24 protein-coding genes are annotated in these 24382 nt (G+C 67.9%); 12 read left to right on the top strand and 12 right to left on the bottom strand.

Annotated features, from left to right (window positions below):
- Positions 1-33 precede the first annotated feature (33 nt).
- A complete protein-coding gene (locus tag N536_RS0113135) occupies positions 34-705 on the bottom strand; it encodes an SDR family oxidoreductase (protein WP_029114017.1) in 672 nt (223 codons plus the stop codon).
- 146 nt (positions 706-851) lie between these two features.
- Here N536_RS0113135 and modA point away from each other — a divergent pair, with 146 nt between their 5' ends.
- The 6 genes from modA (at position 852) to N536_RS0113105 (ending at position 6082) form a co-directional block, all read left to right on the top strand.
- Positions 852-1601 (top strand): molybdate ABC transporter substrate-binding protein, encoded by a 750-nt coding sequence (gene modA / locus N536_RS0113130; protein WP_029114016.1) that lies wholly within the window; start codon positions 852-854, stop codon positions 1599-1601.
- Complete coding sequence (locus N536_RS0113125; RefSeq protein ID WP_029114015.1) at positions 1598-2398, top strand: ABC transporter permease; 801 nt, start codon at positions 1598-1600, stop codon at positions 2396-2398. Before modA ends, N536_RS0113125 begins: the two co-directional genes overlap by 4 nt.
- Positions 2399-2404: 6 nt before the next feature.
- A complete protein-coding gene (locus N536_RS0113120) occupies positions 2405-3487 on the top strand; it encodes a sulfate/molybdate ABC transporter ATP-binding protein (protein ID WP_029114014.1) in 1083 nt (360 codons plus the stop codon).
- 197 nt (positions 3488-3684) lie between these two features.
- Positions 3685-4623 carry an APA family fibronectin-binding glycoprotein gene (locus N536_RS0113115; protein WP_029114013.1) on the top strand — a complete coding sequence of 313 codons (939 nt, stop codon included), beginning with the start codon at positions 3685-3687 and terminating at the stop codon, positions 4621-4623.
- A 121-nt stretch (positions 4624-4744) separates the two neighbouring features.
- Positions 4745-5044, top strand: a complete 300-nt coding sequence (locus N536_RS0113110; RefSeq protein WP_029114012.1) for a GlsB/YeaQ/YmgE family stress response membrane protein — start codon at positions 4745-4747, stop codon at positions 5042-5044.
- Between the two features lie 36 nt (positions 5045-5080).
- Positions 5081-6082, top strand: coding sequence for a zinc-binding alcohol dehydrogenase family protein (locus tag N536_RS0113105; protein ID WP_029114011.1), 1002 nt, complete (start codon positions 5081-5083; stop codon positions 6080-6082).
- Here N536_RS0113105 and N536_RS0113100 read toward each other — a convergent pair whose 3' ends face one another.
- Positions 6083-6568 carry a hypothetical protein gene (locus tag N536_RS0113100; protein WP_036436171.1) on the bottom strand — a complete coding sequence of 162 codons (486 nt, stop codon included), beginning with the start codon at positions 6566-6568 and terminating at the stop codon, positions 6083-6085.
- Between the two features lie 95 nt (positions 6569-6663).
- Between N536_RS0113100 and N536_RS0113095 the strand changes: the two genes are divergently transcribed.
- On the top strand, positions 6664-7251 hold the full coding sequence (locus N536_RS0113095) for a CGNR zinc finger domain-containing protein (RefSeq protein WP_029114009.1): 588 nt from the start codon (positions 6664-6666) through the stop codon (positions 7249-7251).
- A gap of 7 nt (positions 7252-7258) precedes the next feature.
- Here the strand turns inward: N536_RS0113095 and N536_RS0113090 are convergent, their stop codons facing one another.
- Both N536_RS0113090 and N536_RS0113085 read right to left on the bottom strand, forming a co-directional pair.
- Positions 7259-8023, bottom strand: coding sequence for a CPBP family intramembrane glutamic endopeptidase (locus N536_RS0113090; RefSeq protein WP_029114008.1), 765 nt, complete (start codon positions 8021-8023; stop codon positions 7259-7261).
- 31 nt (positions 8024-8054) lie between these two features.
- Entirely contained in the window at positions 8055-10472 is a 2418-nt protein-coding gene (locus N536_RS0113085) for a phosphoketolase (protein ID WP_029114007.1), read from the bottom strand.
- 103 nt (positions 10473-10575) lie between these two features.
- Here N536_RS0113085 and N536_RS0113080 point away from each other — a divergent pair, with 103 nt between their 5' ends.
- The 4 genes from N536_RS0113080 to dctA all read left to right on the top strand — a co-directional run bounded on the left by N536_RS0113080 (position 10576) and on the right by dctA (position 17320).
- Positions 10576-12951, top strand: coding sequence for a CoA transferase (locus tag N536_RS0113080; protein ID WP_036436169.1), 2376 nt, complete (start codon positions 10576-10578; stop codon positions 12949-12951).
- The gene (locus N536_RS0113075) at positions 12948-14393 is read left to right on the top strand and encodes an aldehyde dehydrogenase (protein ID WP_029114005.1); all 1446 of its coding nucleotides are present in this window, start codon (positions 12948-12950) and stop codon (positions 14391-14393) included. The genes N536_RS0113080 and N536_RS0113075 overlap by 4 nt, the downstream gene beginning before the upstream one ends.
- 3 nt (positions 14394-14396) lie before the next feature.
- Positions 14397-15872, top strand: a complete 1476-nt coding sequence (locus N536_RS0113070) for an acetyl-CoA acetyltransferase (RefSeq protein WP_029114004.1) — start codon at positions 14397-14399, stop codon at positions 15870-15872.
- 71 nt (positions 15873-15943) lie between these two features.
- Positions 15944-17320: a C4-dicarboxylate transporter DctA gene (gene dctA / locus N536_RS38350; RefSeq protein WP_051574482.1), complete on the top strand. Its 1377-nt coding sequence runs from the start codon at positions 15944-15946 to the stop codon at positions 17318-17320.
- Between the two features lie 16 nt (positions 17321-17336).
- On the opposite strand, the gene N536_RS0113060 is transcribed toward dctA, so the two are convergent.
- The gene (locus N536_RS0113060) at positions 17337-18293 is read right to left on the bottom strand and encodes an AraC family transcriptional regulator (RefSeq protein ID WP_197040128.1); all 957 of its coding nucleotides are present in this window, start codon (positions 18291-18293) and stop codon (positions 17337-17339) included.
- A gap of 106 nt (positions 18294-18399) precedes the next feature.
- Between N536_RS0113060 and N536_RS0113055 the strand changes: the two genes are divergently transcribed.
- A complete protein-coding gene (locus N536_RS0113055; RefSeq protein ID WP_029114002.1) occupies positions 18400-19482 on the top strand; it encodes an aldo/keto reductase in 1083 nt (360 codons plus the stop codon).
- On the opposite strand, the gene N536_RS38345 is transcribed toward N536_RS0113055, so the two are convergent.
- Genes N536_RS38345 through N536_RS0113020 form a run of 7 tightly spaced genes read right to left on the bottom strand, consistent with a single transcriptional unit; the run spans position 19476 to position 24358 of the window.
- Positions 19476-19877, bottom strand: a complete 402-nt coding sequence (locus N536_RS38345; RefSeq protein WP_064751545.1) for a tautomerase family protein — start codon at positions 19875-19877, stop codon at positions 19476-19478. The genes N536_RS0113055 and N536_RS38345 overlap by 7 nt on opposite strands.
- A gap of 26 nt (positions 19878-19903) precedes the next feature.
- Positions 19904-21130: an NAD(P)/FAD-dependent oxidoreductase gene (locus N536_RS0113045; RefSeq protein ID WP_029114001.1), complete on the bottom strand. Its 1227-nt coding sequence runs from the start codon at positions 21128-21130 to the stop codon at positions 19904-19906.
- 2 nt (positions 21131-21132) lie between these two features.
- Positions 21133-21777, bottom strand: a complete 645-nt coding sequence (locus N536_RS0113040; RefSeq protein ID WP_029114000.1) for an endonuclease — start codon at positions 21775-21777, stop codon at positions 21133-21135.
- A 41-nt stretch (positions 21778-21818) separates the two neighbouring features.
- Entirely contained in the window at positions 21819-22151 is a 333-nt protein-coding gene (locus tag N536_RS0113035; protein WP_029113999.1) for a TfoX/Sxy family protein, read from the bottom strand.
- 23 nt (positions 22152-22174) lie between these two features.
- Positions 22175-22561 (bottom strand): nitroreductase family deazaflavin-dependent oxidoreductase, encoded by a 387-nt coding sequence (locus N536_RS0113030; RefSeq protein WP_029113998.1) that lies wholly within the window; start codon positions 22559-22561, stop codon positions 22175-22177.
- A gap of 9 nt (positions 22562-22570) precedes the next feature.
- Positions 22571-23311 carry a DUF72 domain-containing protein gene (locus N536_RS0113025; RefSeq protein WP_029113997.1) on the bottom strand — a complete coding sequence of 247 codons (741 nt, stop codon included), beginning with the start codon at positions 23309-23311 and terminating at the stop codon, positions 22571-22573.
- 3 nt (positions 23312-23314) lie between these two features.
- Positions 23315-24358 (bottom strand): LLM class flavin-dependent oxidoreductase, encoded by a 1044-nt coding sequence (locus N536_RS0113020; protein WP_029113996.1) that lies wholly within the window; start codon positions 24356-24358, stop codon positions 23315-23317.
- Positions 24359-24382 lie beyond the last annotated feature (24 nt).

Raw genomic sequence — 24382 nt, 5'->3', positions numbered from 1 at the left:
CCCCGTTTCGCTCCCCGCGAACTACGGAATAACTCAGCCGAAGTTGGCCATCGCGCCGTGGCTGACGTGCAGCGTCTGGCCGGTGACGTGCCGCGCCGCGGGGGTGGTGAGGAACAACGCCAGCCGGGTGATCTCGGCGGCCACCGACGGGGGAGTCGTGGGAATGCCGTCGTAACCGGGCTCGGCACCCCTACCCGAGGCCACGGTGTTCATCGTGATGCCGCGGATGCCGAAGTGAGTCGCTTGTCCGGCGGTCCAATCCGACAACGCCGCCTTGATCGCCGACTCCGGGCTGCCCTCGGCAGGATTGTCGGCGACCACGTTGATGATCGACCCGCCGGAGCGAAGGTGGTCGCCGAGAATCTGGACGGTGAGCACGGCGGACACGACGGTGGCATCCAGGGCAGTGCGCCACGCCGCGGCACGGTCGGTCAGCGAGTACGTCCGCGGATCACCCGCATTCCATTGTGGCGCAGGAACGTTGACGATGGTGTCCAGATGGTGGGGGAACAGTGCGCGGGACTCCTCGAGGCTGGCCGCGTCGGTGTTGTCGAAGACGATCGAGTCGACGTCCAACTCCTTGGCCGCGACCTCCAGGTCGTCTCGGCGGGAACCGGCGATCACCACGCGGTGTCCCGCGTCGCGGAAACCTTCCGCGATGGTCCGTCCAAGCTCGGTATCGCCACCGGTGAGCAGCACATCCATCACCAAGGCCTCCTCGTGTTCGTCGTTGAACCCAGCGAGTTCAGCGGCCATGTTACTGGACAGTAGCTAGCTGGCGAAACTCGCCACGCGGACAACACTCGACATGCCCAGAGTTAGTTCACCTAGGGTTTAGCACCGTGATGCGTATGCGGCCGGTCCTTGCCGCGGCCCCCCTCCTTCTCCTGCTCGCGCTGACCGGATGCGGATCAGAACCGCCTGCGGGCAAGACGTTGACCGTGTACGCCGCCGCGTCCCTGAAACAGCCGTTCACGGCCATCGGAGAACAGTTCAAGACCGACCATCCCGGCTGGTCGGTCGACTTCACGTTCGCCGGATCCTCCGACCTGGTCACCCAACTGACGCAAGGCGCAACGGCGGACGTCTTCGCCTCGGCGGACACCAAGAACATGGACAAGGCGGCGACGGCGGGACTGCTCTCCGCAGCCCCGGTCGACTTCGCGAAGAACACGCTGGCCATCGTCGTCGCACCCGGTAACCCCAAGCACGTGACGTCGTTCGCCGATCTCGCCAGACCGGGACTGAGCGTCGTCGCGTGCGCACCGCAGGTGCCGTGCGGATCGGCCACCGAGAAGGTCGAACGGGCCACGAAGGTGACACTCGACCCGGTCAGCGAGGAATCGTCGGTGACCGACGTGCTGAACAAGGTGACCAGTGGGCAAGCCGACGCCGGGGTGGTCTACGTGACCGATGCACTCGGCGCGGGGGACAAGGTGACCAAGGTGGAGTTTCCGGAGGCCTCCGCGGCCGTGAACACGTACCCGATCGCCGTCCTGAAGGGTGCGAAAGATGCGGATGCGGCGGGCCAGTTCGTCGATCTGGTGACGGGGGAGGCCGGTCGAAAGATCCTGTCGCAGGCGGGTTTCGCCAAGCCTTGACGCGTTCGACGGGACTGCCCCGCTGGCTCTATCTCCCCGCCGCGGCCGGGGCGATCTTCGTCGTCCTTCCCCTCGTGGCGGTGGCGGCCAAGGTCGACTGGTCACGGTTCTTGTCGCTGATCACCAGCGAATCATCGCTTACCGCACTGGGTCTCAGCGTCAGGACGGCGGCGGCCAGCACGGCGTTGTGCATCGTGTTGGGAGTGCCGTTGGCATTGGTGTTGGCGCGCAATGATTCTCGGTGGGTGCGTTGGAGTCGGCCCCTGATCCTGCTGCCGCTGGTGCTGCCGCCGGTGGTAGGCGGTATCGCCTTGCTCTACGCGTTCGGCCGGCTCGGGCTCATCGGCCGCTACCTCGATGCTGCGGGCATTCAGATCGCATTCACCACTACGGCGGTGGTGCTGGCTCAGACGTTCGTCTCGCTACCGTTCCTCGTCATCGCGCTCGAAGGCGCGGCCCGCACAGCCGGTTCCGACTTCGAGGTGGTGGCCGCGACGCTCGGCGCGCGCCCGACGGCGGTGTGGTGGCGGGTGTCGCTGCCGCTGCTGGCGCCAGGGCTCGCCTCGGGCGCCGTGCTGGCGTTCGCCCGTGCGCTCGGCGAGTTCGGCGCCACGTTGACGTTCGCCGGCTCGCGGGAGGGCGTCACCCGCACCCTGCCGTTGGAGATCTATCTGCAACGGGAGAGCGATGCCGACGCGGCGGTGGCGCTGTCGGTGCTGCTCGTCGTCGTCGCCGCCGTGGTCGTGATCGGCCTCGGCAGCCGCATGCTGAAGGCGGGTGGCGTGGGTGGCTGGTGACGGATCGTGACCGGTGTGCAGCTGCGCGCGCTGGTGGAGGCCCGGGGTCTCGACGTCGAGTTCGACGTCGCAGCCGGCGAGGTGCTGGCGCTGCTCGGCCCGAACGGAGCGGGAAAGTCGACGGTGCTGCACGTGCTCGCGGGCCTGGTGCGGCCCGACGCCGGCACGGTGCGCATCGGCGAGCGCGTGTTGACCGACGCGTCCGCGGGCACCCTGGTGGCCACTCACGCCCGGCGCGTCGGTCTGCTGCTGCAGGATCCGCTGCTGTTTCCGCACCTGACCGTGGCGAGCAACGTCGCGTTCGGACCGCGTACCGGAAACCGCCTCGGGCGCAAGGATTCTCGCGCGGTTGCGCAGCGCTGGCTCGACGAAGTGGACGCAGGCGACCTGGCCGACCGGATGCCGCGTCAACTCTCCGGCGGACAGGCGCAGCGGGTTGCGCTCGCGCGTGCGCTGGCCGCCGAGCCCGACGTCCTGCTCCTCGACGAGCCGCTCACGGGTCTCGACGTGGGGGTGGCGACCGCGATGCGCAAGGTGCTGCGCCGGGTGCTGGCCCGCGACGGGCGTTCCGCGGTCTTGGTGACCCACGACTTGCTCGACGTCGTCACACTGGCCGACCGCGTGCTCGTGCTGGAGGGGGGCCACGTCGCCGAGTCCGGCACGGCGGCAGAGGTGCTCGCGACGCCGCGCAGCTTCTTTGGCGCCCGGTTCGCGGGCGTGAACCTGGTCGCGGGACGCATCGAGGCGGACGGCAGCCTGGCGACGAGCTGGGGGACGACGTGGCACGGCTCCGTCGCTGACGACCTCGGCACCGGCGATGCGGCCGTGGCCGTGTTCGCGCCGTCCGCCGTCGCGGTCCATCCCGACGAGCCACACGGCAGCCCGCGCAACACCATCGAGGTCGTCATCACCGAGCTGGACAGCCGTGGGCCCGCGATCCGCGTCCGAGCCGACGAGCAACCCGACGGTGCGCCGGGCCTTGCGGCCGACGTCACGGTAGAGTCCGCGACCGGCCTGAGGCTCGCGCCCGGGCAGCGCGTCTACTTCGCGGTGAAGTCTCAGGAGATCGCGATCCATCCGCGCCCGTAACGGCGGCGGAGGCACCCGCGATCAAAGGGACGAGACCCTGGGACGTGGCCCACACGGGCCCCTCGGGATACTGTCATGCCAGCAATCACGCCATTTTGCTCCTGGCTGGACTTTTCCGCGCACAGCAATCTCCAAGTTTGGCACTTTAAGAGCAACTCACACTTGCGTCACGGCGGTAACACGGTATTTTCGTCCCCATGCCACAGCCGGATGCGTTCCCACGACACCTCAGGAGCACGGCGCGGAAGCTGGCGATCGCGACGGTCACGGCCGCGACCGCAGTGACCCTCGTCCTGCCGGGCGGTCCGGCGAACGCGGATCCGGTTGTGCCGCCCCCGCCGCCCCCGCCTCCGGCGCCGATGTTCCCGGCCCCGCCGCCACCGCCGGCCGATCCCAATGCGCCACCGCCGCCGCCGGTCGACCCCAACGCGCCGCCGTTGGACCCGAACGCTCCACCGCCACCTCCACCGGAGCCTGGCCGCGTCGAGAATGCGTCGGGTGGCTTCAGCTACGTCGTGCCTGCCGGCTGGAAGGTCTCCGACGCGACGCAGCTGTCCTACGGCCAGGCGCTGCTCACCAAGATCCCCGCCGAAGGCACCGAACAGGGGCCGAGTGACACCAGCGTCCTGCTCGGACGTTTGGACCTCAAGCTGTTCGCCGGCGCCGAGACCGACAACACCAAGGCGGCCACCCGGCTTGCATCCGACATGGGCGAGTTCTTCATGCCCTTCGCCGGAACTCGCGTCGGCCAGGAGACCGGTGTCCTGGATGCCGCGGGCCAGCCGGGCGCCTTCTCCTACTACGAGGTGAAGTTCACCGACACCACCAAGCCCACCGGCCAGATCTGGGCAGGCGTGGTCGGTTCGACGCCGGCACCGGGCACGCCGCGCGGCCAGCGGGCTCCCGAGCGGTGGTTCGTCGTGTGGCTCGGCACGGCCACCCATCCGGTCGACAAGGCCGCCGCGACCGTACTCGCGCAGTCGATCCGACCGTTCACGCCACCGCCTCCGCCCCCGCCGCCCGCGCCGGACCCGAATGCGCCGCCGCCGGATCCCAACGCACCCGCGCCGCGGCCGGGTGTGGGCGTGCCGGTGCCCGTCACCAATGCGCCGCCGGAGATGTTGCCGCCGGGCTGATCTCAGGTCGCCGATGGACGAACGTGCACGTTTCGGACGTCGAATCGTTACTCTGCGCGGGTATACCGAAGGATGACCCGGCGGGTGCGCCGAGTCGATCGGCGACAGGCAGGGGTTCGTCATGGAAATGATTGCGGCTACCGAGTTCCTGGCAAGGTCCAGCACGCTCACCAGCGTCGGGTGGATCGGTTACGTCATCATCGGCGCGCTTGCGGGATGGATCGCGGGCAAGATCGTCAAGGGCGGCGGCTCGGGAATCCTGATGAACATCGTCATCGGGATCATCGGCGCTCTCATCGGCGGCTTCCTGCTGAGCTTCTTCCTCGACACGGCGGCGGGCGGATGGTGGTTCACGCTGTTCACGGCGATCATCGGGTCGGTGATCCTGCTGTCGATCGTCGGCATGGTTCGCAAGAACTAGCGCCGGGCTTTCGATGAGGTGAGTGCCGCCGCCACCATGTCGGCCTGGCGGGTGCGCCTGCCGGGCCCGATGAGCACGGGTCCGCTGCAGCGCGTCACGGTGCCGGTGCCAGAGCCTGCGCCCGACGAACTCCTCGTCGCCGTCGCGGCATGCGGTGTGTGCCGAACGGATCTCCACGTCACCGAAGGTGACCTGCCGGTGCACCGGGCCGGGGTCGTTCCCGGCCACGAGGTCGTGGGGGAGGTGGTGGCGCTCGGCGCGACGGCAGGCAGTGACTTCAGCGTGGGTGATCGGGTTGGCATCGCGTGGCTGCGCCACACCTGCGGGCGCTGCCGATACTGCGTGCGGGGCAGTGAGAACCTGTGTCCGCAGTCGCTCTATACCGGGTGGGATGCCGATGGCGGGTATGCCGAATTCGCCACGGTGCCAGCGTCTTTCGCGCACCGCTTGCCCGGCGGCTACACCGACGCCGAACTGGCGCCGCTGTTGTGTGCCGGCATCATCGGGTACCGGTCGTTGCTGCGGGCGGAGTTGCCCGACGGTGGCCGGTTGGGGATCTACGGGTTCGGCGGCAGTGCACACATCACCGCGCAGGCGGCGCTGGCTCTGGGCGCCGAGGTACACGTGATGACGCGCGGCGAGCGTGCGAGGGAACTCGCGCTGACGCTCGGCGCGGCGTCGGCACAAGGGGCCGACGAGCCGCCGCCGGTGCAGCTCGACGCCGCCATCCTGTTCGCGCCGGTGGGCGAGTTGGTGTTGCCCGCGCTCGAAGCGTTGGACCGCGGCGGCACGCTCGCGATCGCCGGCATCCACCTCAGCGACATCCCGGAGTTGAACTATCAGCGACATCTGTTCCAGGAGCGTCAGGTTCGTTCGGTCAGTTCGAACACCCGCGCAGATGCCCGGGAGTTCTTGGACTTCGTCGGGCGCCACCGCGTCGAGGTGACCAGCCCGCAGTACCCGATGTCGCGCGCCGACGAGGCCTTGGCCGATCTTGCGGGCGGCAGGATTGCGGGGGCCGCGGTGCTCACCGTCTAGTCACAGCGTGGCAAGCACGCCGCGCAGCGCCGCGGCCAGCGTCCCCGTGTCGGACCGGTACAGCGGCCCGCATCCGTCGGACAGGACGATCCGCAGGCGCGCCATCCCGCGAGCGTGGACCGGGAAGGGGTCGGTCAACCGGTCGCACACTTCGTCGATGACCGGGGCGGCATGGTGTACGGCCGCCGAGTGGACCGGTATCCGCGAGGTGAAGGGGCCGCGGATGACGTCGGCATCGCGGACGATGGTGCGCAGCGCACCCGCCAGGTCGTCGCGTTCCTGGGGCGAGACCAGCCGCGCCCCGTGCACGGCGAGGGGGCTGCCCGGGACTGGGCTGATTCCGTCCTCGATCTCTCGGTCGTAGCGGTAGGCGAACAATCGGGTGCGGAGTCGGACCAACAACGGCGCGCGAACGTCGGGCTCGGCGGAGACGGAATCCTCGAACGGTATGAGTCGGTCGTCGTGGTGCTGGTGTCGTGACAGCATGTCGAACCTTCTTTCGTGACTAGCGTCAACGGTATACCGGTCACTAGTGACTAGTCAAACGTATATACCGGTCACGGACGGTCTACACTGAGTGAATGTCGCCGGTATCCGAAGAATGGCTCGAAGACGGGGAGTCCAAACCTGCGCCGGAACCCTTGCGACGCATTCAGCGCCTGATCAACACGGCCGAACGGGAAACCGGCCGCGACCGATTGGCGACCACCGCGGACGCCGTGCCCTGGTTGGTGGCGAACGGGCTGCTGGCACCCGACGCCACCGCCACCGACGACGACCTCCGGATTCTGGTGGGCGTGCGCGCGGGACTGCATGCCCTGGTGCGGCAAAACACCGACGGCGTGGTCCCGGACCCCGCACTCACTGCGCCGCTGCACCACGTTGCCGACGGCGAGCTCGCGCGCGCGGCCGTCACTGCGGATGGCTCGGTCCGGTTGGCGCCGGCGGGGGACTCGGTGCGGGCGCGTCTGCTGGAACTGCTGCTCGTGGTCGCCGACGCCCAGCGCGACGGCACGTGGCAGCACCTGAAGACATGCGCGAACGACGACTGCCGATGGGTGTTCTACGACCGCTCGCGCAACCACGGCGGAACCTGGTGCGACATGGCGACGTGCGGAAACAAGCTCAAGAATCGAGACTTCCGCGCCCGCCGGCGCACCGAGCACTAAAGACGCGTCAGGTCGACAGGTGCCACACCAGCGCGGCCGCCAGCGCACCGAGCCCGTTCAGTGACCAGTGCAGGGCGATCGGCGCGATCAGGCTGCCGCTGCGCCGCCGCAGCCAGGTGAACACGAAGCCCGCGGCGCCGGTCGCGACGACCGCAAGCACGACACCAGCGACCATGCCGGCGACGCCGCCGCCGAGCAGCCTGGTGAATCCCACGTTGCTGCTCGTCAACCCGAAGGACGTGGCGATGTGCCACAGCCCGAACAGCAGGGAGCCCGCCGCCGCGACACCGCGGAAGCCCCAGGCCCGGTCCAGCGCGCCGTGCAGGACGCCGCGGAATGCGAGCTCCTCGGGGATCACGGTCTGTAGCGGGATGATGATCATCGAGGCGAGGAGGGCACCCGACACCGTGGCGTAGTGGTCGTTCATGAACATCGGCCGCGTCCACGGCAGCAGCGCACCGACGGCGATCACCGAACCGACGAGCCCGACCGCGGCGAGCGCGTATCCCGCGCCGGAGCGCCAGTGCTCACGGCCGAGGCCGAGCTCCGACCAGCCGAGCCCGCGAGAGCGGACGAGCACCAGCAGCGCCACCGCCGCGGCGGGGACCACCACGACGTTGGCCCACGGGGTGGTGAAGTGCGCGAGGAGATTCGTGAGCGCCAGCACCACCACGACGACGCCGATGTCGACGTAGACGTGGAAGTGGTGCAGCGCGGAGAGTTGACCGATCAGCGGGTGGGGTGGCGCATCCACGGCGCTGGCATCGGACATGATCTGCCGAGTCTACCGGCGGTTTCTGCCGTCAATCCTCGCCGCGACGGTCCTGGGACAGCGATTCGGTGCCGTCCGCCCGGTAGCCGCTGTCCCAGCTCCAGTTCGTGATCGCCGGATCGTCCTCACCGTGTTCGCGGGTGTAGCGCCGCGCGGCCAGCCTCGCGTCGACCATTTCCTGACGCAATGAGGCGGCCTTGCTGCCCAGTCCCTCGACGCGGTCGATGACGTCCATCACCAGGTGGAACCGGTCGAGGTCGTTGAGCATGACCATGTCGAACGGTGTCGTGGTGGTGCCACGCTCCTTGAAGCCCCGCACGTGCAGCTGCTGGTGGTTGGTGTGCCGGTAGGTCAACCGGTGGATCAACCACGGATAGCCGTGATAGGCGAAGATGACCGGCTTGTCGGTGGTGAAGAGCGTGTCGAATTCGCGGTCGGACATGCCGTGCGGATGCTCGGACTCGGGCTGCAGACGCATGATGTCGACGACGTTGACGACGCGCACCGCGACACCGGGCAGCCGGCGTCGCAGGATGTCGGCCGCGGCGACGGTTTCGAGCGTCGGCACGTCGCCTGCGCAGGCCAGCACGACGTCGGGCTCCTCGCCGGCGGCAGCGGTACCTGCCCAATCCCAGATCCCGAGGCCCCTGGTGCAATGCGCGATCGCTTCGTCCATCGTCAGGTAGGTCAGTGCGTTCTGCTTGCCCGCGACGATGACGTTGACGTACTGGCGCGAGCGCAGGCAGTGGTCGGCCACCGACAGCAGCGTGTTGGCGTCCGGCGGCAGGTAGACCCGCACCACCTCCGGGCGCTTGTTGGCGACGTGGTCGATGAATCCCGGATCTTGGTGTGACGCTCCGTTGTGATCCTGACGCCAAACATGTGATGTGAGAAGGTAGTTCAGCGAGGCGATGGGCCGGCGCCACTCGAGCTGAGCGCTACTGGTCAGCCACTTGGCGTGCTGGTTGAGCATGGAGTCGACGATGTGGACGAACGCCTCGTAGCAGTTGAACAGGCCGTGCCGACCGGTCAGCAGGTAGCCCTCGAGCCAGCCCTGGCACAGGTGTTCGGACAGCACCTCCATCACGCGGCCGTCGGGCGCCAGGTCCTCGTCGTCGGCTTCGACGTCGGCCTGCCAGGCCTTGTCGGTCGCCTCGTAGACCGCCGAGAGCCGATTCGACGCGGTCTCGTCGGGGCCCATCAAGCGGAATCGGTCGGGGTTGCGCTTGATGACGTCGCGCAGGAAGGTGCCGAGCACCTTGGTGGCTTCCGCGCTGTCGGAAGCCGGCTGCTCGACGGCCACGGCGTAGTCGGGGAAGTGCGGAAGGTCCAGGTCCCGCAGCAGCAGCCCGCCGTTGGCGTGCGGGTTGGCGCTCATCCGTCGCTCGCCGGTCGGGGCGAGGGCGCGCAACTCCTCGCGGAGGGCTCCGTCGCCGGAGAACAGGTCCTCGGGTCCGTAACTGCGCAGCCACGTCTCGAGTTGAGCCCTGTGCTCGTCGTTGGTGTGCGTCTCGGACAGCGGTACCTGGTGTGAGCGCCAGGTACCCTCGACCTTCTTGCCGTCCACCTCCTTTGGACCGGTCCAGCCCTTCGGCGTGCGCATCACGATCATCGGCCAGAGGGGACGCCCCGGCTGCCCGTCCAGCCGCGCCGCACGCTGGATGGCGGCGATCTCGTCGAACGACTCGTCCAGCGCGGCCGCCAGTTGTTGGTGCACGTTCGCCGGGTCGTCGCCCGCGACCGTGATTGGGCGGTATCCGTAGCCGACGAGCAACGACTCGAGTTCCTGCTGCGGAATCCGCGCCAACACCGTCGGATTGGCGATCTTGTAACCGTTGAGATGCAGGATGGGCAGCACGGCGCCGTCGGTCACCGGGTCGAGAAACTTGTTGGAGTGCCAACTCGCCGCCAGCGGACCGGTCTCGGCCTCACCGTCGCCAACCACGCAGGCCACCACGAGGTCGGGGTTGTCCAGCGCCGCGCCGTAGGCGTGCACCAGGGCGTAGCCCAGCTCGCCGCCCTCGTGGATGGAGCCCGGCGTCTCCGCGGCGACGTGACTCGGGATGCCACCGGGAAACGAGAACTGCCGGAACAGCTTTCGCAGCCCATCGACATCCTCGCCGATGCCCGTGTAGATCTCGGAGTAGGTACCTTCGAGATAGGCATTCGCCACCAGTCCGGGTCCGCCGTGGCCGGGTCCGGTGATGTAGACGACGTTGGCGTCGCGCTCGCGGATGATGCGATTGAGGTGCGCGTAGATCAGGTTGAGACCCGGCGTGGTGCCCCAATGCCCGAGCAGGCGCGGCTTGACGTGGTCGCGCTCGAGCGGCGCCCGCAGCAGCGGATTGTCGAGCAGATAAATCTGCCCGACGGACAGATAGTTGGCGGCGCGCCAGTACGCATCGATGCCGGCAAGGTCTTGGTCGTTCAGCGGTTGCAGTGAACTCATCTAGCCATCGTGGTGTAGGCGGGTCAACGGGGGATGAACTCCGCATATCCAAGCTGGGACCCCGCCAAACACCGCCGGGAGCGGCTGCACGATACTGAGCCGCATGCTTGACAGGTGTCAGCTTTTGGCGTCGGTCCGGGTGCTCGACGTGGGCGGCGCGGAGTCCGACGGCGTCAGCAGGCTGTTCGCCGACCTCGGCGCCGACGTGCTCAAGATCGAGCCGCCCGGCGGCGTCGCGGCCCGCACGAGCCGGCCGTCGGTCTCGGGAGTCGGCATCGAGTTCACCGTGAACAACGCCAACAAGCGCGCCGCGGTGCTCGATCCGGCCGACGCCGTCGACCGCGAGCGCTTCATCGGCCTGGCAGGCGACGCCGACATCCTGGTCGACGGTGGCGCAGTCCGGGGCGCCACCGCGTTCGGCACGTCATGCGCCGAGCTCGCGCACCGGTTCGGTCACCTGGTAGCGCTCGAGGTCACCGACTTCGGGACCTCGGGGCCGAGGGCGCCGTGGCAGGCCACCGACTCGGTCCTGTACGCGATGTCGACCGCGCTTTCGCGCTCGGGCCCCACCACCGGCCGGCCGGTCCTCCCGCCGTACGGCATCGCATCGGCCACCGCCGCGACGCAGGCGGCATGGGCGGCGCTCGTCGCCTACTACCACCGGTTGCGCTGCGGCAGAGGCGATTACATCGACTTCTCCCGCTTCGAGGCCGTCCTGCAGTGTTTGGATCCGCCGTTCGGCTCGGAGGGGCAGGCCGCCGTCGGGCTGAAGCGGTCCGGTGAGCTGTGGCGGGGCAGGCCGCGCAATCAGCAGATCTACCCGACGTTCGCCTGCCGCGACGGGTTCGTCCGGATCTGTCTGCTGTCGGCGCGCCAGTGGCGGGGCATGTGGGCGTGGCTTGGCGAACCGGAGCAGTTCTCGGATCCGAAGTTCGAGAGCATCAGGGCCCGCTACGCCGCCTCGAAGGAACTCAACGCCGCCATCGCAGAGCTGTTCGGCACGCAGACGATGGGGGCCCTGGTCGCGGAGGGTCAGCGCCGTGGTGTTCCGATCGCCGCGGTGCTCACACCCGCCGACGCGCTGACCTCCGACCACTTCCGTTCCGTCGGCGCACTCACCCAGATCGACGTGGCGCCAGGGACGTCGTTGACGATGCCCTCCGGCCCGTTCGTGGTCGACGGCCGGCGCGCCGGGATCGTCGGGCCCCCTCCGGCCGTCGGCGCGGACGAGGCCACGTGGCTCGCCGCCCGCCCGCAGGACGACCCTACCGACCGTGATCTCGGCGGCAGACCGTTTCGAAATCTGCGCATCCTCGACCTCGGTGTGATTGTCGCCGGCGGCGAACTCGGCAGGCTGTTCGCCGACCTCGGGGCGGAGGTGGTGAAGATCGAGAGCGCGGCGTATCCCGACGGTCTGCGCCAGACGCCGCCCGGCCAGCCGATGAGCAGGACCTGGGCGCTGACGCATCGGAACGAGTCGAGCCTCGGCCTGGACCTGCGCCATCCCGAGGGCGCCGCGATCTTCGCGCGCCTCGTTGCCACCGCCGACGCCGTCTTCGCGAACTTCAAGCCGGGAACCCTTGCGTCCCTTGGCTTCTCCTATGACAAACTGCGCAAGCTGAATCCGCGGATCGTGCTGGCCGAGAGCAGCGCGTTCGGTGCGACGGGGCCGTGGAGCGCCAGGATGGGCTATGGCCCCCTGGTGCGCGCGACCACCGGCATCAGTCGGCTCTGGAGCTCCGACGATCCCACCGACACCGGTTTCTACGATGCCACCACGATCTTCCCCGACCACGTCGTTGCCAGGGTCACCGCGATCGCGGCACTGGCGGCGTTGATCGGCCGCGACGCCACCGTTCGCGGCTCGAGTGTCCACATCTCGCAGGCCGAGGTGGCCGTCAACCAACTCGCCGCGTCCTATGTGGCCGAGGCGGCCCGCGCTGCCGGCGTCGCCGTGGTCGACGACGATGCGATCCACGCCGTCTACCCGTGTGCCGGCGACGACGAGTGGTGCGTGATCTCCGTCCGCTCCGACGCCGACCGCGTCGCCATGGCCAAGGTCATCGGCATTTCCGAACTTCCCAGCGGTGCAGCAGAATTCGTCGACGCGGTCGCGGCGTGGACCGCGAGCCGGTCCAAGGACGACATCGCCTGGATGGTCCAGGACGCGGGCGTGCCGGCCGGGCCGATGAACCGCGCCGTCGACGTGCTCGCCGACCCGCAGGTGGCCTTCCGCAGGCTGTACACGGACCTGGTTCACCCCATGTTCGACGTGCCCATGCCCACCGAGACGCGCCCCGCGCCCTATCGGCACATCGCCGACGCCACGCTGCGACCCGCGCCCATGCCCGGGGAGCACACCCGGGAGATCGGCACGCGGCTACTGGATCTGGATGGCGACGACATCGAGCGTTTGATCGCCGAGAACGTGCTGTTCTCGTGGTCGGATTCCACCGAGAAGACAGGACGCACATCATGACCGTTTCGACCGACTTCGACGGTGGCAGGCTGTTCATCGACGGACGCTTCCGCAAGGCGGCGGACGTGTCGCCGGTGATCGAGGCCGCCACCGGCGAGCGGCTCGGCGACGGCTCTGCCGCAACGGAATCCGAGATCGACGACGCGGTCACCGCAGCACGTGCCGCGTTGGACGGGTGGCGGGCGACCCCCGCTTCCGAACGCGCCGAGGTCCTGGTTCGGCTCGCCGATGCACTACAGGCGCGCGCCTCGGACACCAACACACTGTGCACGCGCGAGAACGGCATGCCGATCTCGCTGTCCAGGGGCGCCAACGGCGCGTTCCCGCCCGCGCTGCTGCGTTACTACGCCGGGCTGATCGCCGATGCCGTTGCGGAGGAGATCAGGCCCGCGATGATCGGGCACACCATCGTGCGCCGCGAACCGGTCGGGGTGGTCGGGGCCATCACCCCGTGGAACTACCCGCAGGCGTTGGCCACGATGAAGATCGCGCCCGCCCTGGCCGCCGGCTGCACCATCGTGTTGAAGGCGGCACCCGAAACGGCGCTGGACGCCTTGATCTTCGGGGAAGCGGCCGTGGACGCCGGCCTTCCGCCGGGCGTGCTCAACATCGTCGCGGGTGGGCCGGCGGCGGGCGCCCACCTCGTCGCGCATCCGGGAATCGACAAGGTGGCGTTCACCGGATCGACCAACGCCGGACGCATCATCGCCGAGGTGTGCGGCCGGCTGTTGCGCCCGGTGACTCTCGAGCTCGGCGGGAAGTCGGCGGCCATCGTCCTCGACGATGCCGATCTCGACGCCACGATGAAGGGGCTGCGGTCGGCATCGTTCGTCAACAACGGCCAGACCTGTCACCTCAGCTCGCGGATCCTCGCTCCGCGGTCACGCTACGACGAGGTGGTGGACGCCGTCGCCGCGCTGGCGGACGGTCTCACCGTCGGCGACCCGCTGGAGAAGTCGACCCACGTCGGCCCGCTGGTCAGCGCGCGACAGCGTGAGCGGGTGCTCGACTACATCGAGATCGGCAAGTCCGAGGGCGCCAAAGTGGTTGCGGGCGGGTCGATTCCGGCCGACCAACCGCGCGGCTGGTTCGTCTCGCCAACGGTGTTCGCCGACGTGGACAACTCGGCACGCATTGCGCAGGAGGAGATCTTCGGTCCCGTGCTTGCCGTCATTCCGTACGACACCGACCGCGACGCGATCGACATCGCCAATGACAGCGAGTTCGGACTCGGCGGCACGGTCTGGTCGACGGACGTCGCGCGGGCCACCGACGTCGCCAGGGCGGTGCACACCGGCACCATCGGCGTCAACGACTACGTGCTGGACATGCAGGCGCCGTTCGGTGGGGTGAAGGCCAGCGGCATGGGCCGCGAGCTCGGGCCGGAAGGCCTGGCCGCCTACCAGAGCCTGAAGTCCATCTACCGCGTCGGACCGGCCTGATCCATGCCCGTCGATCCGAGAACGCCCGTACTGGTCGGCTACGGCCAGGTCAACCAACGCGACGGCGACCCCGCCATCGAGCCCGTCGACCTGATGGAGCGCGCCGCCCGCGCGGCCGCGGATCCCCGGGTACTGGAGGCCGTCGACTCGGTGCGGATCGTCAACCTGCTGTCCTGGCGGTACCGCAATCCCGGTCTCCTTCTCGCGCAACGCATCCGCGCGCCGCATGCCGACAGTCGGTACACCAGCATCGGCGGCAACGTGCCGCAGTCGCTGGTGAACCAGGCGTGCCTCGACATCCAGCGGGGCCGCACCGACATCGTGCTCATCGCCGGTGCCGAGACGTGGCGCACCCGCACCAAGGTCCGCGCAGCCGGAGGCAAGCTGGACTGGACCAAGCAGGACGAGTCGGTACCCGCCCCGCAGGGTGCGGACGACGAATTCCAGATGGCCGGGCCCGTCGAGATCAAGATCCACCTGGACCGGCCCGCCTACGTCTATCCGATGTTCGAGCAGGCGCTGCGCATCTCGGCGGGGGAGACGCCCGACGAGCACCGCCGCCGGATCGGGCAGCTGTGGGTACGGTTCAGCGCCGTTGCGGCGCGGAATCCGCACGCCTGGAGCCGGGATGCCGTGTCGGCAGAGGAGATCTGGCAGCCGGGACCGAGCAACCGGATGATCAGCTCGCCGTACACCAAGTTGATGAACTCGAACAACATGGTCGACCAGGGCGCCGCGCTGATCCTGACGTCCGCGGAGAAGGCGACGTATCTGCAGATTCCCACCGACCGTTGGGTGTTCCCGTACGCAGGCACCGATGCGCACGACACCCATCTGATCGGCGAGCGCGCCGAATTCGATCGTTCGCCGGCGATCCGGTTGGCGGGCCGCCGGGTGCTCGAACTGGCGGGCACCGGCATCGACGACGTCGGACTGGTCGACGTGTACTCGTGCTTCCCATCGGCGGTCCAGGTCGCCGCGAACGAACTCGGGCTGCCCCTCGACGACGTCGAGCGTCCCCTGACCGTCACTGGCGGCCTCACCTTCGCCGGCGGGCCGTGGAACAACTACGTCTCCCACTCGATCGCGACCATGGCCGAGCAACTCGTGTCGGCGCCCGGCACGCTCGGACTGATCACGGCCAACGGCGGCTACCTCACGAAGCACAGCTTCGGTGTGTATGGCACCAACCCGCCGGACGGTGAGTTTCGCTGGGAGGACGTGCAATCCGCCGTCGACGCCGAGCCCACCAGGATCGCCGAGGAGGACTGGGCCGGAGTGGGCACCGTGGAGTCGTGGACCACGCCCTTCACTCGCGACGGCGTCCCGGAGAAGGTGTTCCTGGCGGTCCGCACGCCCGAGGACACGCGTGCGCTCGCGGTGATCACCGACACCTCCGAAGCGCAGACGAGCACGCGCGAGGACATCGCGGGCGTCAAGGTGCGGGTGCACCAGGACGGCACCGCCACACTCGGTTGACTCCGCCGTCGTAGCGCGGTGGTTACCTGCCGCTCACGGTTTCGACACACGATGTCGCTTACGTGTTGTCGATGACGGACACACCACTCGAGACGAAACCCGAGGCGCCGACGCGTAGGGGGCGTTGGTACACCTCGCTGTTCGCCCAACTGCTGGTCGCGATCGTCGCGGGCATCCTGGTCGGGTGGCTGTGGCCCGCCTTCGGGGCCGACCTCAAGCCGCTGGCCGACGGTTTCATCAAGCTCATCAAGATGCTCATCGCGCCGATCATCTTCTGCACCGTCGTGGTCGGCATCGCCCACGTCGGCGACCTCAAGTCGGTCGGCCGGATCGGTGTGAAGGCGTTGATCTACTTCGAGGTCGTCACCACGTTCGCGCTGCTGTTCGGGCTGCTGATCGGCAACGTCGTCAAGCCGGGCGCCGGCTTCAACATCGACGCGGAAACGCTGGCCACCGGAGCCGACGCGGTCGCGAAGAAGACGGGCGACGGCGAACTGCCGCACACCGTGGAGTTCCTGCTCAACATCATCCCGACGTCGGTGATCTCCGCGTTCGCCGAGAACATGCTGCTGCAGGTGTTGTTCTTCGCCGTCCTGTTCGGTCTGGCGCTGGCGAAGTTCGGCGAGCACGGCCCGCCCGTGATCTTCGAGTTCATCGAGCACCTGAGCGAATTGTTCTTCACCATCATCGGCTGGATCATGCGGCTCGCCCCGCTCGCGGCGTTCGGCGCGATGGCCTACATCATCGGTCAGTACGGGATCGGCTCGCTGGGCAGCTACGCCAAGCTGATCGGCGCCTGCTACCTCGGGGCGGCGCTGTTCATCCTGGTCCTGTCGGCGATCGCCTGGTTCCTCGCCGGAGTCAATCTGTGGCGGTTCGTGGTCTACATCAAGGACGAGCTGTTCCTGGCACTCGGCACGGCATCCACCGAGGTGGTGCTGCCCCGCATCATGGTCAAGTTGATGCACGCCGGATGTTCGCGCACCACAACGGGTTTGGTGGTGCCGACCGGCTATTCGTTCAACCTGGACGGGGCGACGCTGTACCTGTCGATCTGCGTGCTGTTCCTTGCGCAGGCGCTCGGCGTCGATCTCTCTCTGGGGGAACAGATTACGGCCGTCCTGGTGCTCATGCTGACGTCGAAGGGCATGGCAGGCGTGCCGGGGTCGTCGTTCCTGGCGCTGTCGGCGACGGTGGCCGCCATCGGTCACGGGGCCATCCCGGTGGCCGCGGTTGCACTGCTGCTCGGTGCCGACCGGATCATGGATTCCATGCGCGTGTCGGTGAACCTGCTCGGCAACTGCGTGGCCACCATGGTGGTGGCCCGCTGGGAGGGCCAACTGGACTCGGATCGGATGAGCAGGGTGTTGCGCGGTGATCCCGTGCAGCCGCTGTATGACGACGACATCGAAAGTGAGCCACTGGAACCGGTGCCCGCGCCCGCGTGACCGCTAGCGGCCGCGGCTAACGGATGTCTGCTCCGTTCTGCCGACGCATCGCGTCCTGCCCCGGCGGAACGCCGAACATACGCCGGTATTCGCGGCTGAACTGCGACGGGCTGTCATAGCCGACGGAGTGGCCGACGGCGGCGACGTCCTGCGACGAGGTCATCAGTTCGATGCGTGCCCGTTGGAGTCGGAGTTGTTTTTGATACTGCAGCGGGCTCATTGCGGTCGTTGCGCGGAAATGCCGGTTGAGTGAAGAGACGCTCACGCCGACGTCCTTTGCGAGCTCGTCGATGCGTATCACCTCGTCGAAATGCGCTTTGAGCCATTCGATCGCGTGAGTGACGACGGCGAGCGGGCTCTGAACCAGCCCGATTTCTCTGACGAGTGACGCCTGGGGACCGTTGAGCAGGCGCCAGTGAATTTCACGGCGCACACCGGGCGCCAATATGGCGAAATCGCGTGGCTCGTCGATGAGGCGGAGGAGCCGGACGACCGCGTCGATCAGATCGTCGTCGGCGTCACTGACTGCGATGGCGGGTCCAGTGCGCGGGCGGGCGAGACCGGGACCGGCTTCCACGAGCAGTGCGGTGATGACGGCGGGTTCGAGTGGCAGCCCGAACACGAGGTACGGCTCGGTACGAGAGGCCTGCGTAATTTGCGACGTCACCGGCAGATCAACGGTGACGGTGACATATTGGCCCGCACGGAAGTCAAAGACGTGCTCGCCGACGACAATCCGCTTCGCCCCTTGGGCGACGAGGGCGAACACCGGCTCGTTGATCGAGTCCAGTGGTTCGGTCGGATGCTCGGTCGACAAGACCGTGATTCCCTCGATGCACACCGGCCCGTTGCCCGTTGCGGCAAGACGCGCGATACGAGCACGCAGTTCGCCCAGGTGATCCACCGGTCCAGTGAAGCACGCGCACCTGCCACTGCGGCGCACGATTCGAACAAAGTTGAGCGGATCGTGCAATGATCTGCGCACATCGGTCTAGGCCAGCGCGGCACGAGGGAGTTGACTTCGAGATGCCACACGGCGTGCCCCGCCGGCCCGATGACTTGAAAGTTGAGGACCCATCATGTCGCTGAATTCCTATGCCACACTCGGCCGCTCGGGATTGCGGATCAGTCCGTTCACCCTCGGCACCATGACCTTCGGTGAGGATCACGGCTGGGGTAGCAGCCCGGCGGACTCCAAGTCGATACTGGCGGCTTACCTCGACCAGGGCGGCAACTCCATTGATACGGCCAACATCTACACCAACGGCCATGCCGAGGCGATCGTCGGCGACTACTTCGGCGGCCAGTCCGCGCTACGCGACCGGGTCGTCATCGGCACGAAGTTCTTCGGCAACCTCTTCGAGAACGACCCGAACGGGGGAGGACCGGGCCGTAAGGCGATCGTGCAACAGCTGCACGACTCATTGCGCCGGTTGCGCACCGACTACGTCGACATCTACTGGATGCACAACTTCGATCCGACCACCCCGGTGGAGGAGACACTCCGCACGCTGGACGATCTGGTCAGGGACGGCAAGATCCGCTACGTCGGTTTCTCCGACGTCCCCGCATGGGCGACGGCGCAGGCGGCCACCATCGCACGCGCACGGGGCTGGGCTCCCGTCATCGCGCTGCAGCTCGAGTACAACCTGCTCGAACGGACCTCGGAAGGAGAGTTGATACCCATGGCCCAGGCGATGGGCATGGGAGTGATGCCGTGGGGTCCGCTGCGGAGCGGGTTCCTGTCGGGCAAGTACTCCAGCAGCACGACCGGTGCTGTGGACACCACCCGCGCCCAACTGGTCGGCGCGCCAAGCAAGGCCGACTACGCCGTGATCGACACTCTCAACGAGGTTGCGCGTGAGGTAGGCGCCAGTTCTGCCGCGGTGGCCCTGGCGTGGATACAGGGCCGCCCAGGGATCACCTCAACCCTGCTCGGCGCTCGCCGCTTGGACCAACTGCAGGCCAATCTGGCCGCCCTGGACGTGACGCTCACCGACACCCAACGAGCCACGCTCGACGAGGTGTCGGCGCCTTCGTTGAACTTCCCGGCAGGGAACAACCGGATGCTGTCGCGATCGCTCCAGTTCGCCGGGGCCACGGTGGACGGAATCCCTTCGACCGTATCGCCGTTGTTGCACGCCAATGCGGCCCGCTACTGAACGTCGAATGTCGTCACGGGCGGGGCGGGGCGGCCGCCACCAAAGGAACTACTGGCACGGTCGATTTCGCCGAAGAAGACCATGACGTCGTTCGGGTCCGTTCCAGCCGCCTGCAGGCGAGTCACGATCGCAGAGAGAAGCGCGCGCTTCCTGTCTTCGGCCGTCCCGGACGAGAGCACGGCCTCGATCATCAGGACGTTCTCGCTGCGAGGCTTCTGCAGATCGGGATAGCGAGGGCTGACGCGAAAGTCAGCTTGTTCCAAGGAGATGAACCTTTGGAAGTGATCGTCCGCGGGATAGCCAACGCTCACGCTTGCGTCATGAATCGCCGCGGATATTGCGTCCTTTTCCCTCGCGGTCCTCCCGGAGCGCATTGTGACGGTGAAAAGTGGCACAGCACTATCGTATTCGTCAGACCGCTCTAGCGGGTGTCGGCCAGCGCGACGTTGGCGTCCGCCAGCCGGTCGGCGTCGACCGGTGCGCGCGAGCGGATCAGGTCCTTGATGTCGTCGAGGCCCTCCCACACGTTGACGTTCATGCCGGCCAGGACTCTGCTGTCGCCGTCGAGCCACAACACCGTGAACTCCCGCTTGTCGACGTCGCCTCGGAAGACTGCTCGGTCGTAATCTGGTGCGTGGCCGACGTATTCCATGCCGAGGTCGTACTGGTCGGTGAAGAAGTACGGCAGCTCGTCGTACCGACCGGGCTCGCCCAGCATGCTCGCCGCAGCCACCGCGGGTTGTTTGAGCGCATTGGCCCAGTGCTCGGTGCGGACGCGGACGCCGAACAGCGGGTGCTCGGCGGCGGCGATGTCACCGACGGCATAGACGTCGTCGTCACTCGTCTTCAGTGCGGCGTCGACGAGCACCCCACCGTCGCCGGTCTGCAGACCTGCGGTCTCTGCCAGCTCGATGTTGGGTTTGGCGCCGACGGCGACGAGCACGCCATCCGCGTCGATCGTGGAGCCGTCACCAAGCCGAAGCCCTGTGGCATGTCCGCCGTCGACGGTGATGGCCTGGACCGACGTGCTCAACCGCAGGTCGACGCCGTGCTCGCGGTGCAACGCGGCGAACACCTCGGCCGCCTCCCGGCCCAGCGCGCCCAGCAGAGGTAGTTCTGCGGTCTCCACCACGGTGACGTCGACGCCGCGTTGGCGGGCGTTCGCCGCGACCTCCAGTCCGATCCAGCCCGCGCCGACGACGGCCAACGTGCCGCCCTTCGTCAGTGCGGCAAGGAGTTTGGACGCGTCGTCGACGGTGCGCAGATAGTGCACGCCTGCCGCGTCAGCTCCGGGGATGGGCGGCTTGCGAGGGCTGGAACCGGTTGCCAGCAGCAACTTGTCGTAACGCTGGTGGTCGTCGTCGCAGGCGACCGAGTGCGACGCAAGGTCGAGTGCGGTCACCTCGGTGCCGAGGCGCAACTCGACGTCGTGCTCGCGGTACCAGTCGGCGGGGTCGACGGTGAAGTCGTCGAGCGCCTTCTTGCCCGCGAGGTACTCCTTGGACAGCGGTGGACGTTCGTACGGTAGATGGTCCTCTGCGCCGAAGAGCACAATCTGGCCGTCGAAGCCCTTGTCCCGCAGCGCTTCTGCAGCCTTGGCGCCCGCCAGGCCGCCGCCGATGATGACGAACGTGGTTGGTGTCGGCATCTCTACTCCTTTGGTGACGTCACCCGGTCGCGGAGCTCGGAGTCCAACGACACCCGCACCAACGCCGCGGCCAACTGCGCGGTGCGACGCGGTGCCAGCTCCTCGAGTCGTTCGGGCTCGGCGGGCAGACCCAGCTCGCGCGCAGCAGTCAGGGCGCGGTCGTCGAAGTAGGGCCGGACCCAGGACCACACGTCCTGAACCTCGCGCATGAAGATGTCCGCACCGGTCTGTCCGATGCCCTTGAACTGCTGTAGCGCCGCGACGGCAGCATCGCGATCCTCCTTGCAGTCCGCGGCGAGATGCCGCAGATCGCCCCCGTATTCGTCGCGGACGAGCATGGCCATGTCACACAGCCGCGTCGCCGAACTCTCGTCGTACCTGGCGTATCCGGCGCGACCGAATGCCTTGATGGCGGTCTGCCGATCACCGTCGATGACGGCGCGTGGCGTGCGCAGGCCGGTGGCGAACAGTTCGCGGGCGGCCTTGGTGGCGATGCCCGCGTCGATGGGTTTACTGGCGAGCATGGCCAGGACCAGCAGCTGAAACAGCGGCATCGGCTGGTCCTTCAGCCGGATGCCGGCCTCCTCGGCGTAGGTTTCGCCCGCCTCGTCGATCAGGCGACGAACCAGATTCTCGGTCTCACCCATCACCGGAGCGCATACCCTCCTGCGGCTCCGACAAACGCCGCCTACTTGGGCGGCAGGCTCTTGGCGTAGTCAACGCCGCGGGTCACCCAGGCCTGAAGTTGGCGCTTGGTGCGCACTCCATCGTCGGACACTCGTAGCCACCCGCGGGTCTCTCGGCCCGCCATCACCATCGGCGCGACGTGCTCACCGTTGAGCAGCTTCTCGGTCTCGTCGGGCGGCACGCGAACCATGAGGCCGCCCTTGCCGCTCGCGGCCACCGACATGTTGCCGTTGATCAGGAACGCGAGGCCGCCGAACATGCGCTTCTCGTCGACACCAGGCTCGGTGCCCAGTAGCGCCCTGATGCGGTTGGCGAGATCCTCGTCGTAGGCCATGTCAGCGACCGTAGTCACTAGAACTATTCGAAATCCACCCTGACGGTGAGGAGTTCACTGCCCATCAGCTTGACCAGCGCACTGTTCATGCCGGGCAATTGCCGCAGCCGTGCGGCCGGGTCGTCGTCGGGCAGCAGATGGGCGGTGCCGGCACGCCATTCGCCGTTGATCCGCACCCGCACCCGCGGATTGGCCTTGATGTTCATGACGTAGTGCGAGTGTTCGCCGTGCTCGGCGACCATCCAGAACTGGTTGTCGACCACGCGGCCGCCGATGGCGGTGAGGCGGGGTTGCCCGCTCTTGCGACCGATGGTCTCCAGCATGGTGACCGGGAGCTTGCGGCCGACCGGGTTGACGGCGAGGCGCTGGGCGGTGTGCACGATGCGGCGTTTCAGGGCCTTGGCGTCCATGCCCGGAGTCTAGGTGCGAGGCGTGCCCGTCACCATCTCCTTCAGCGTCCACGCGTTGCGCACGGCGTGGCCACCGAGATCGTTGTTGAAGTACACCAGGACGTCGCGCCCCTCGTCCCGCCAGGCGTGGATGCGGTCGGCCCACTGCCGCAGGTCGTCGTCGGAGTACGAGCCGGCGTACATCGTCTGGTCGTCGGGACCGTGCATGCGGACATACACCAACTTCGACGTGGCACGCAGGACGCACGGCAGCCGGGCGCCACTCATCACCACGTACGCGGCGCCGTGGCGTTCGAGCAACGCGTACACGTCGGGGTGATCCCAGGAGGCGTGCCGGAACTCGACCGCCACCGGAATCCAGTCCGGCATCACGGTGAGGAAGTGGTCCAGGCGGTCGTCGTCGCGCGCCATGCCCGGGTGCAGCTGAACCAGGAGCGCCTCACGGCGGTCGCCGAGGGCACGCCAACAGCGCTCGAACCGCTCGACCCACGGCTCGGGCGTCTGCAGCCGCCGGAAGTGCGTCAGCCCGCGGTGCGCCTTGATCGACATGGTGAAGCCTTCGGGGAGCCGTTGCCGCCAACCTTCGAAGGTGCTGTCCTTCGGCCACCGATAGAAGCTGGCGTTCAGCTCGACAGTGTCGAACTCCTGCACGTAGCGCGCGAGCCGCTTGGCGACCGGCATGCCGGGTGGATACAGCACCGAGTTCCAATGGTCGTAGGACCAGCCCGACGTCCCGATGCGGACGGTCACCGGTCAACCCCCGGCGTGCACTCCATGACTGGCAGGTTCCCACCCCAGGCGTGGCCCTAACCTCTCGGCCAGATCCGTGATGATCTGTCGGTAGTCGTCCTCGTCGAAGGTGAAGGGCAAGGCGAAGGCGACCTCGTCGGCGCGCTGAAAGCCGGCATGGTCATAGAGCACGTCGGCGAGTTCGTCGGACGTGCCGACGTAGTCGGGGGAGAACAGCATGCCGCGCGGTCCTTGCGGGGACTTGGTGCGCTCGAAGCGGCTTGCCGCGTACTCGCGGTAGCGGCGCGCCTGGTCGTCGGTCGCGGAGTCGGTGGGGATGACGACCAAACCCTGTGACACGCGGGCCTTTTCGGGCCGCGGGTGGGCGGCGCGGAAGGCTTCGATGTTCTGGCCCTGGATGGTGGCGAAGTCACGCGATTCGGTACCTTCGGTGCTGACGACCGAACTGGTCAGGTAGTTGATGCCCTGCTCCCCGGCCCAGGTCGCGGACGTCATGCCGCCGCCGTACCAGAGCCGGTCGGCCAGCCCGGGGGAGTGCGGCTGAATGCGATTGGTGAATTGCTCGATGCCGACGGTGCCCTCGAAGTCGCTGACCGGCTCGCCGCGCAACGCGCGCAGCAGGCGCAGCACCCGGTCCTTCGAGAAGTCCTCGACGGCATGCGTGTCGGGATACAGCGATTCCTTGTAGTGCTCGTAGAGCATCGGCGTGCCCACGGAGACACCGGGATTGATGCGACCGCCGGACAGGATGTCCACGGTGGCAAGGTCTTCGGCCAACCGGAACGGATTCTCCAGACCGAGCGGGATGACGGCGGTGCCGAGTTCGATGCGCGACGTGCGCTGGCTGGCCGCCGCCATGATGGCCACGGGCGAGGAGATGCCGGGTTGCAGGTGACGGCAGCGCAGCCAGACGCTGTCGTAGCCGAGCGCCTCCGCGCGCTCGATGACCTGAAGCGTCTCCTCGAGCCCCGGTCTCGGATCGTCCGCATCGAAGCGGCCGATGGTGAGGAATCCGAGCTTGCGCAACGGTTCTCCGCGACGTGGCATCTAGTGGTCACCCTTCTCATGCGC

The sequence above is a fragment of the Mycobacterium sp. URHB0044 genome, from assembly GCF_000620625.1.
Lineage (GTDB): Bacteria > Actinomycetota > Actinomycetes > Mycobacteriales > Mycobacteriaceae > Mycobacterium.
This window is presented reverse-complemented; position numbering and strand designations above follow the sequence as displayed.

What these genes read in the sequence shown, in the direction of transcription:
- N536_RS0113030 (WP_029113998.1), bottom strand. Translation starts at nt 22,561, where the DNA reads ATGGACGCCAAGGCCCTGAAACGCCGCATCGTGCACACCGCCCAGCGC.
- N536_RS0113070 (WP_029114004.1), top strand. Translation starts at nt 14,397, where the DNA reads ATGCCCGTCGATCCGAGAACGCCCGTACTGGTCGGCTACGGCCAGGTC.
- N536_RS0113105 (WP_029114011.1), top strand. Translation starts at nt 5,081, where the DNA reads ATGTCGGCCTGGCGGGTGCGCCTGCCGGGCCCGATGAGCACGGGTCCG.
- N536_RS0113035 (WP_029113999.1), bottom strand. Translation starts at nt 22,151, where the DNA reads ATGGCCTACGACGAGGATCTCGCCAACCGCATCAGGGCGCTACTGGGC.
- N536_RS0113080 (WP_036436169.1), top strand. Translation starts at nt 10,576, where the DNA reads ATGCTTGACAGGTGTCAGCTTTTGGCGTCGGTCCGGGTGCTCGACGTG.
- N536_RS0113075 (WP_029114005.1), top strand. Translation starts at nt 12,948, where the DNA reads ATGACCGTTTCGACCGACTTCGACGGTGGCAGGCTGTTCATCGACGGA.
- N536_RS0113040 (WP_029114000.1), bottom strand. Translation starts at nt 21,777, where the DNA reads ATGGGTGAGACCGAGAATCTGGTTCGTCGCCTGATCGACGAGGCGGGC.
- N536_RS0113110 (WP_029114012.1), top strand. Translation starts at nt 4,745, where the DNA reads ATGGAAATGATTGCGGCTACCGAGTTCCTGGCAAGGTCCAGCACGCTC.
- N536_RS0113045 (WP_029114001.1), bottom strand. Translation starts at nt 21,130, where the DNA reads ATGCCGACACCAACCACGTTCGTCATCATCGGCGGCGGCCTGGCGGGC.
- N536_RS0113095 (WP_029114009.1), top strand. Translation starts at nt 6,664, where the DNA reads ATGTCGCCGGTATCCGAAGAATGGCTCGAAGACGGGGAGTCCAAACCT.
- N536_RS0113115 (WP_029114013.1), top strand. Translation starts at nt 3,685, where the DNA reads ATGCCACAGCCGGATGCGTTCCCACGACACCTCAGGAGCACGGCGCGG.
- N536_RS0113055 (WP_029114002.1), top strand. Translation starts at nt 18,400, where the DNA reads ATGTCGCTGAATTCCTATGCCACACTCGGCCGCTCGGGATTGCGGATC.
- modA (WP_029114016.1), top strand. Translation starts at nt 852, where the DNA reads ATGCGGCCGGTCCTTGCCGCGGCCCCCCTCCTTCTCCTGCTCGCGCTG.
- N536_RS0113135 (WP_029114017.1), bottom strand. Translation starts at nt 705, where the DNA reads ATGGATGTGCTGCTCACCGGTGGCGATACCGAGCTTGGACGGACCATC.
- N536_RS0113020 (WP_029113996.1), bottom strand. Translation starts at nt 24,358, where the DNA reads ATGCCACGTCGCGGAGAACCGTTGCGCAAGCTCGGATTCCTCACCATC.
- N536_RS0113100 (WP_036436171.1), bottom strand. Translation starts at nt 6,568, where the DNA reads ATGCTGTCACGACACCAGCACCACGACGACCGACTCATACCGTTCGAG.
- N536_RS0113090 (WP_029114008.1), bottom strand. Translation starts at nt 8,023, where the DNA reads ATGTCCGATGCCAGCGCCGTGGATGCGCCACCCCACCCGCTGATCGGT.
- N536_RS0113085 (WP_029114007.1), bottom strand. Translation starts at nt 10,472, where the DNA reads ATGAGTTCACTGCAACCGCTGAACGACCAAGACCTTGCCGGCATCGAT.
- dctA (WP_051574482.1), top strand. Translation starts at nt 15,944, where the DNA reads ATGACGGACACACCACTCGAGACGAAACCCGAGGCGCCGACGCGTAGG.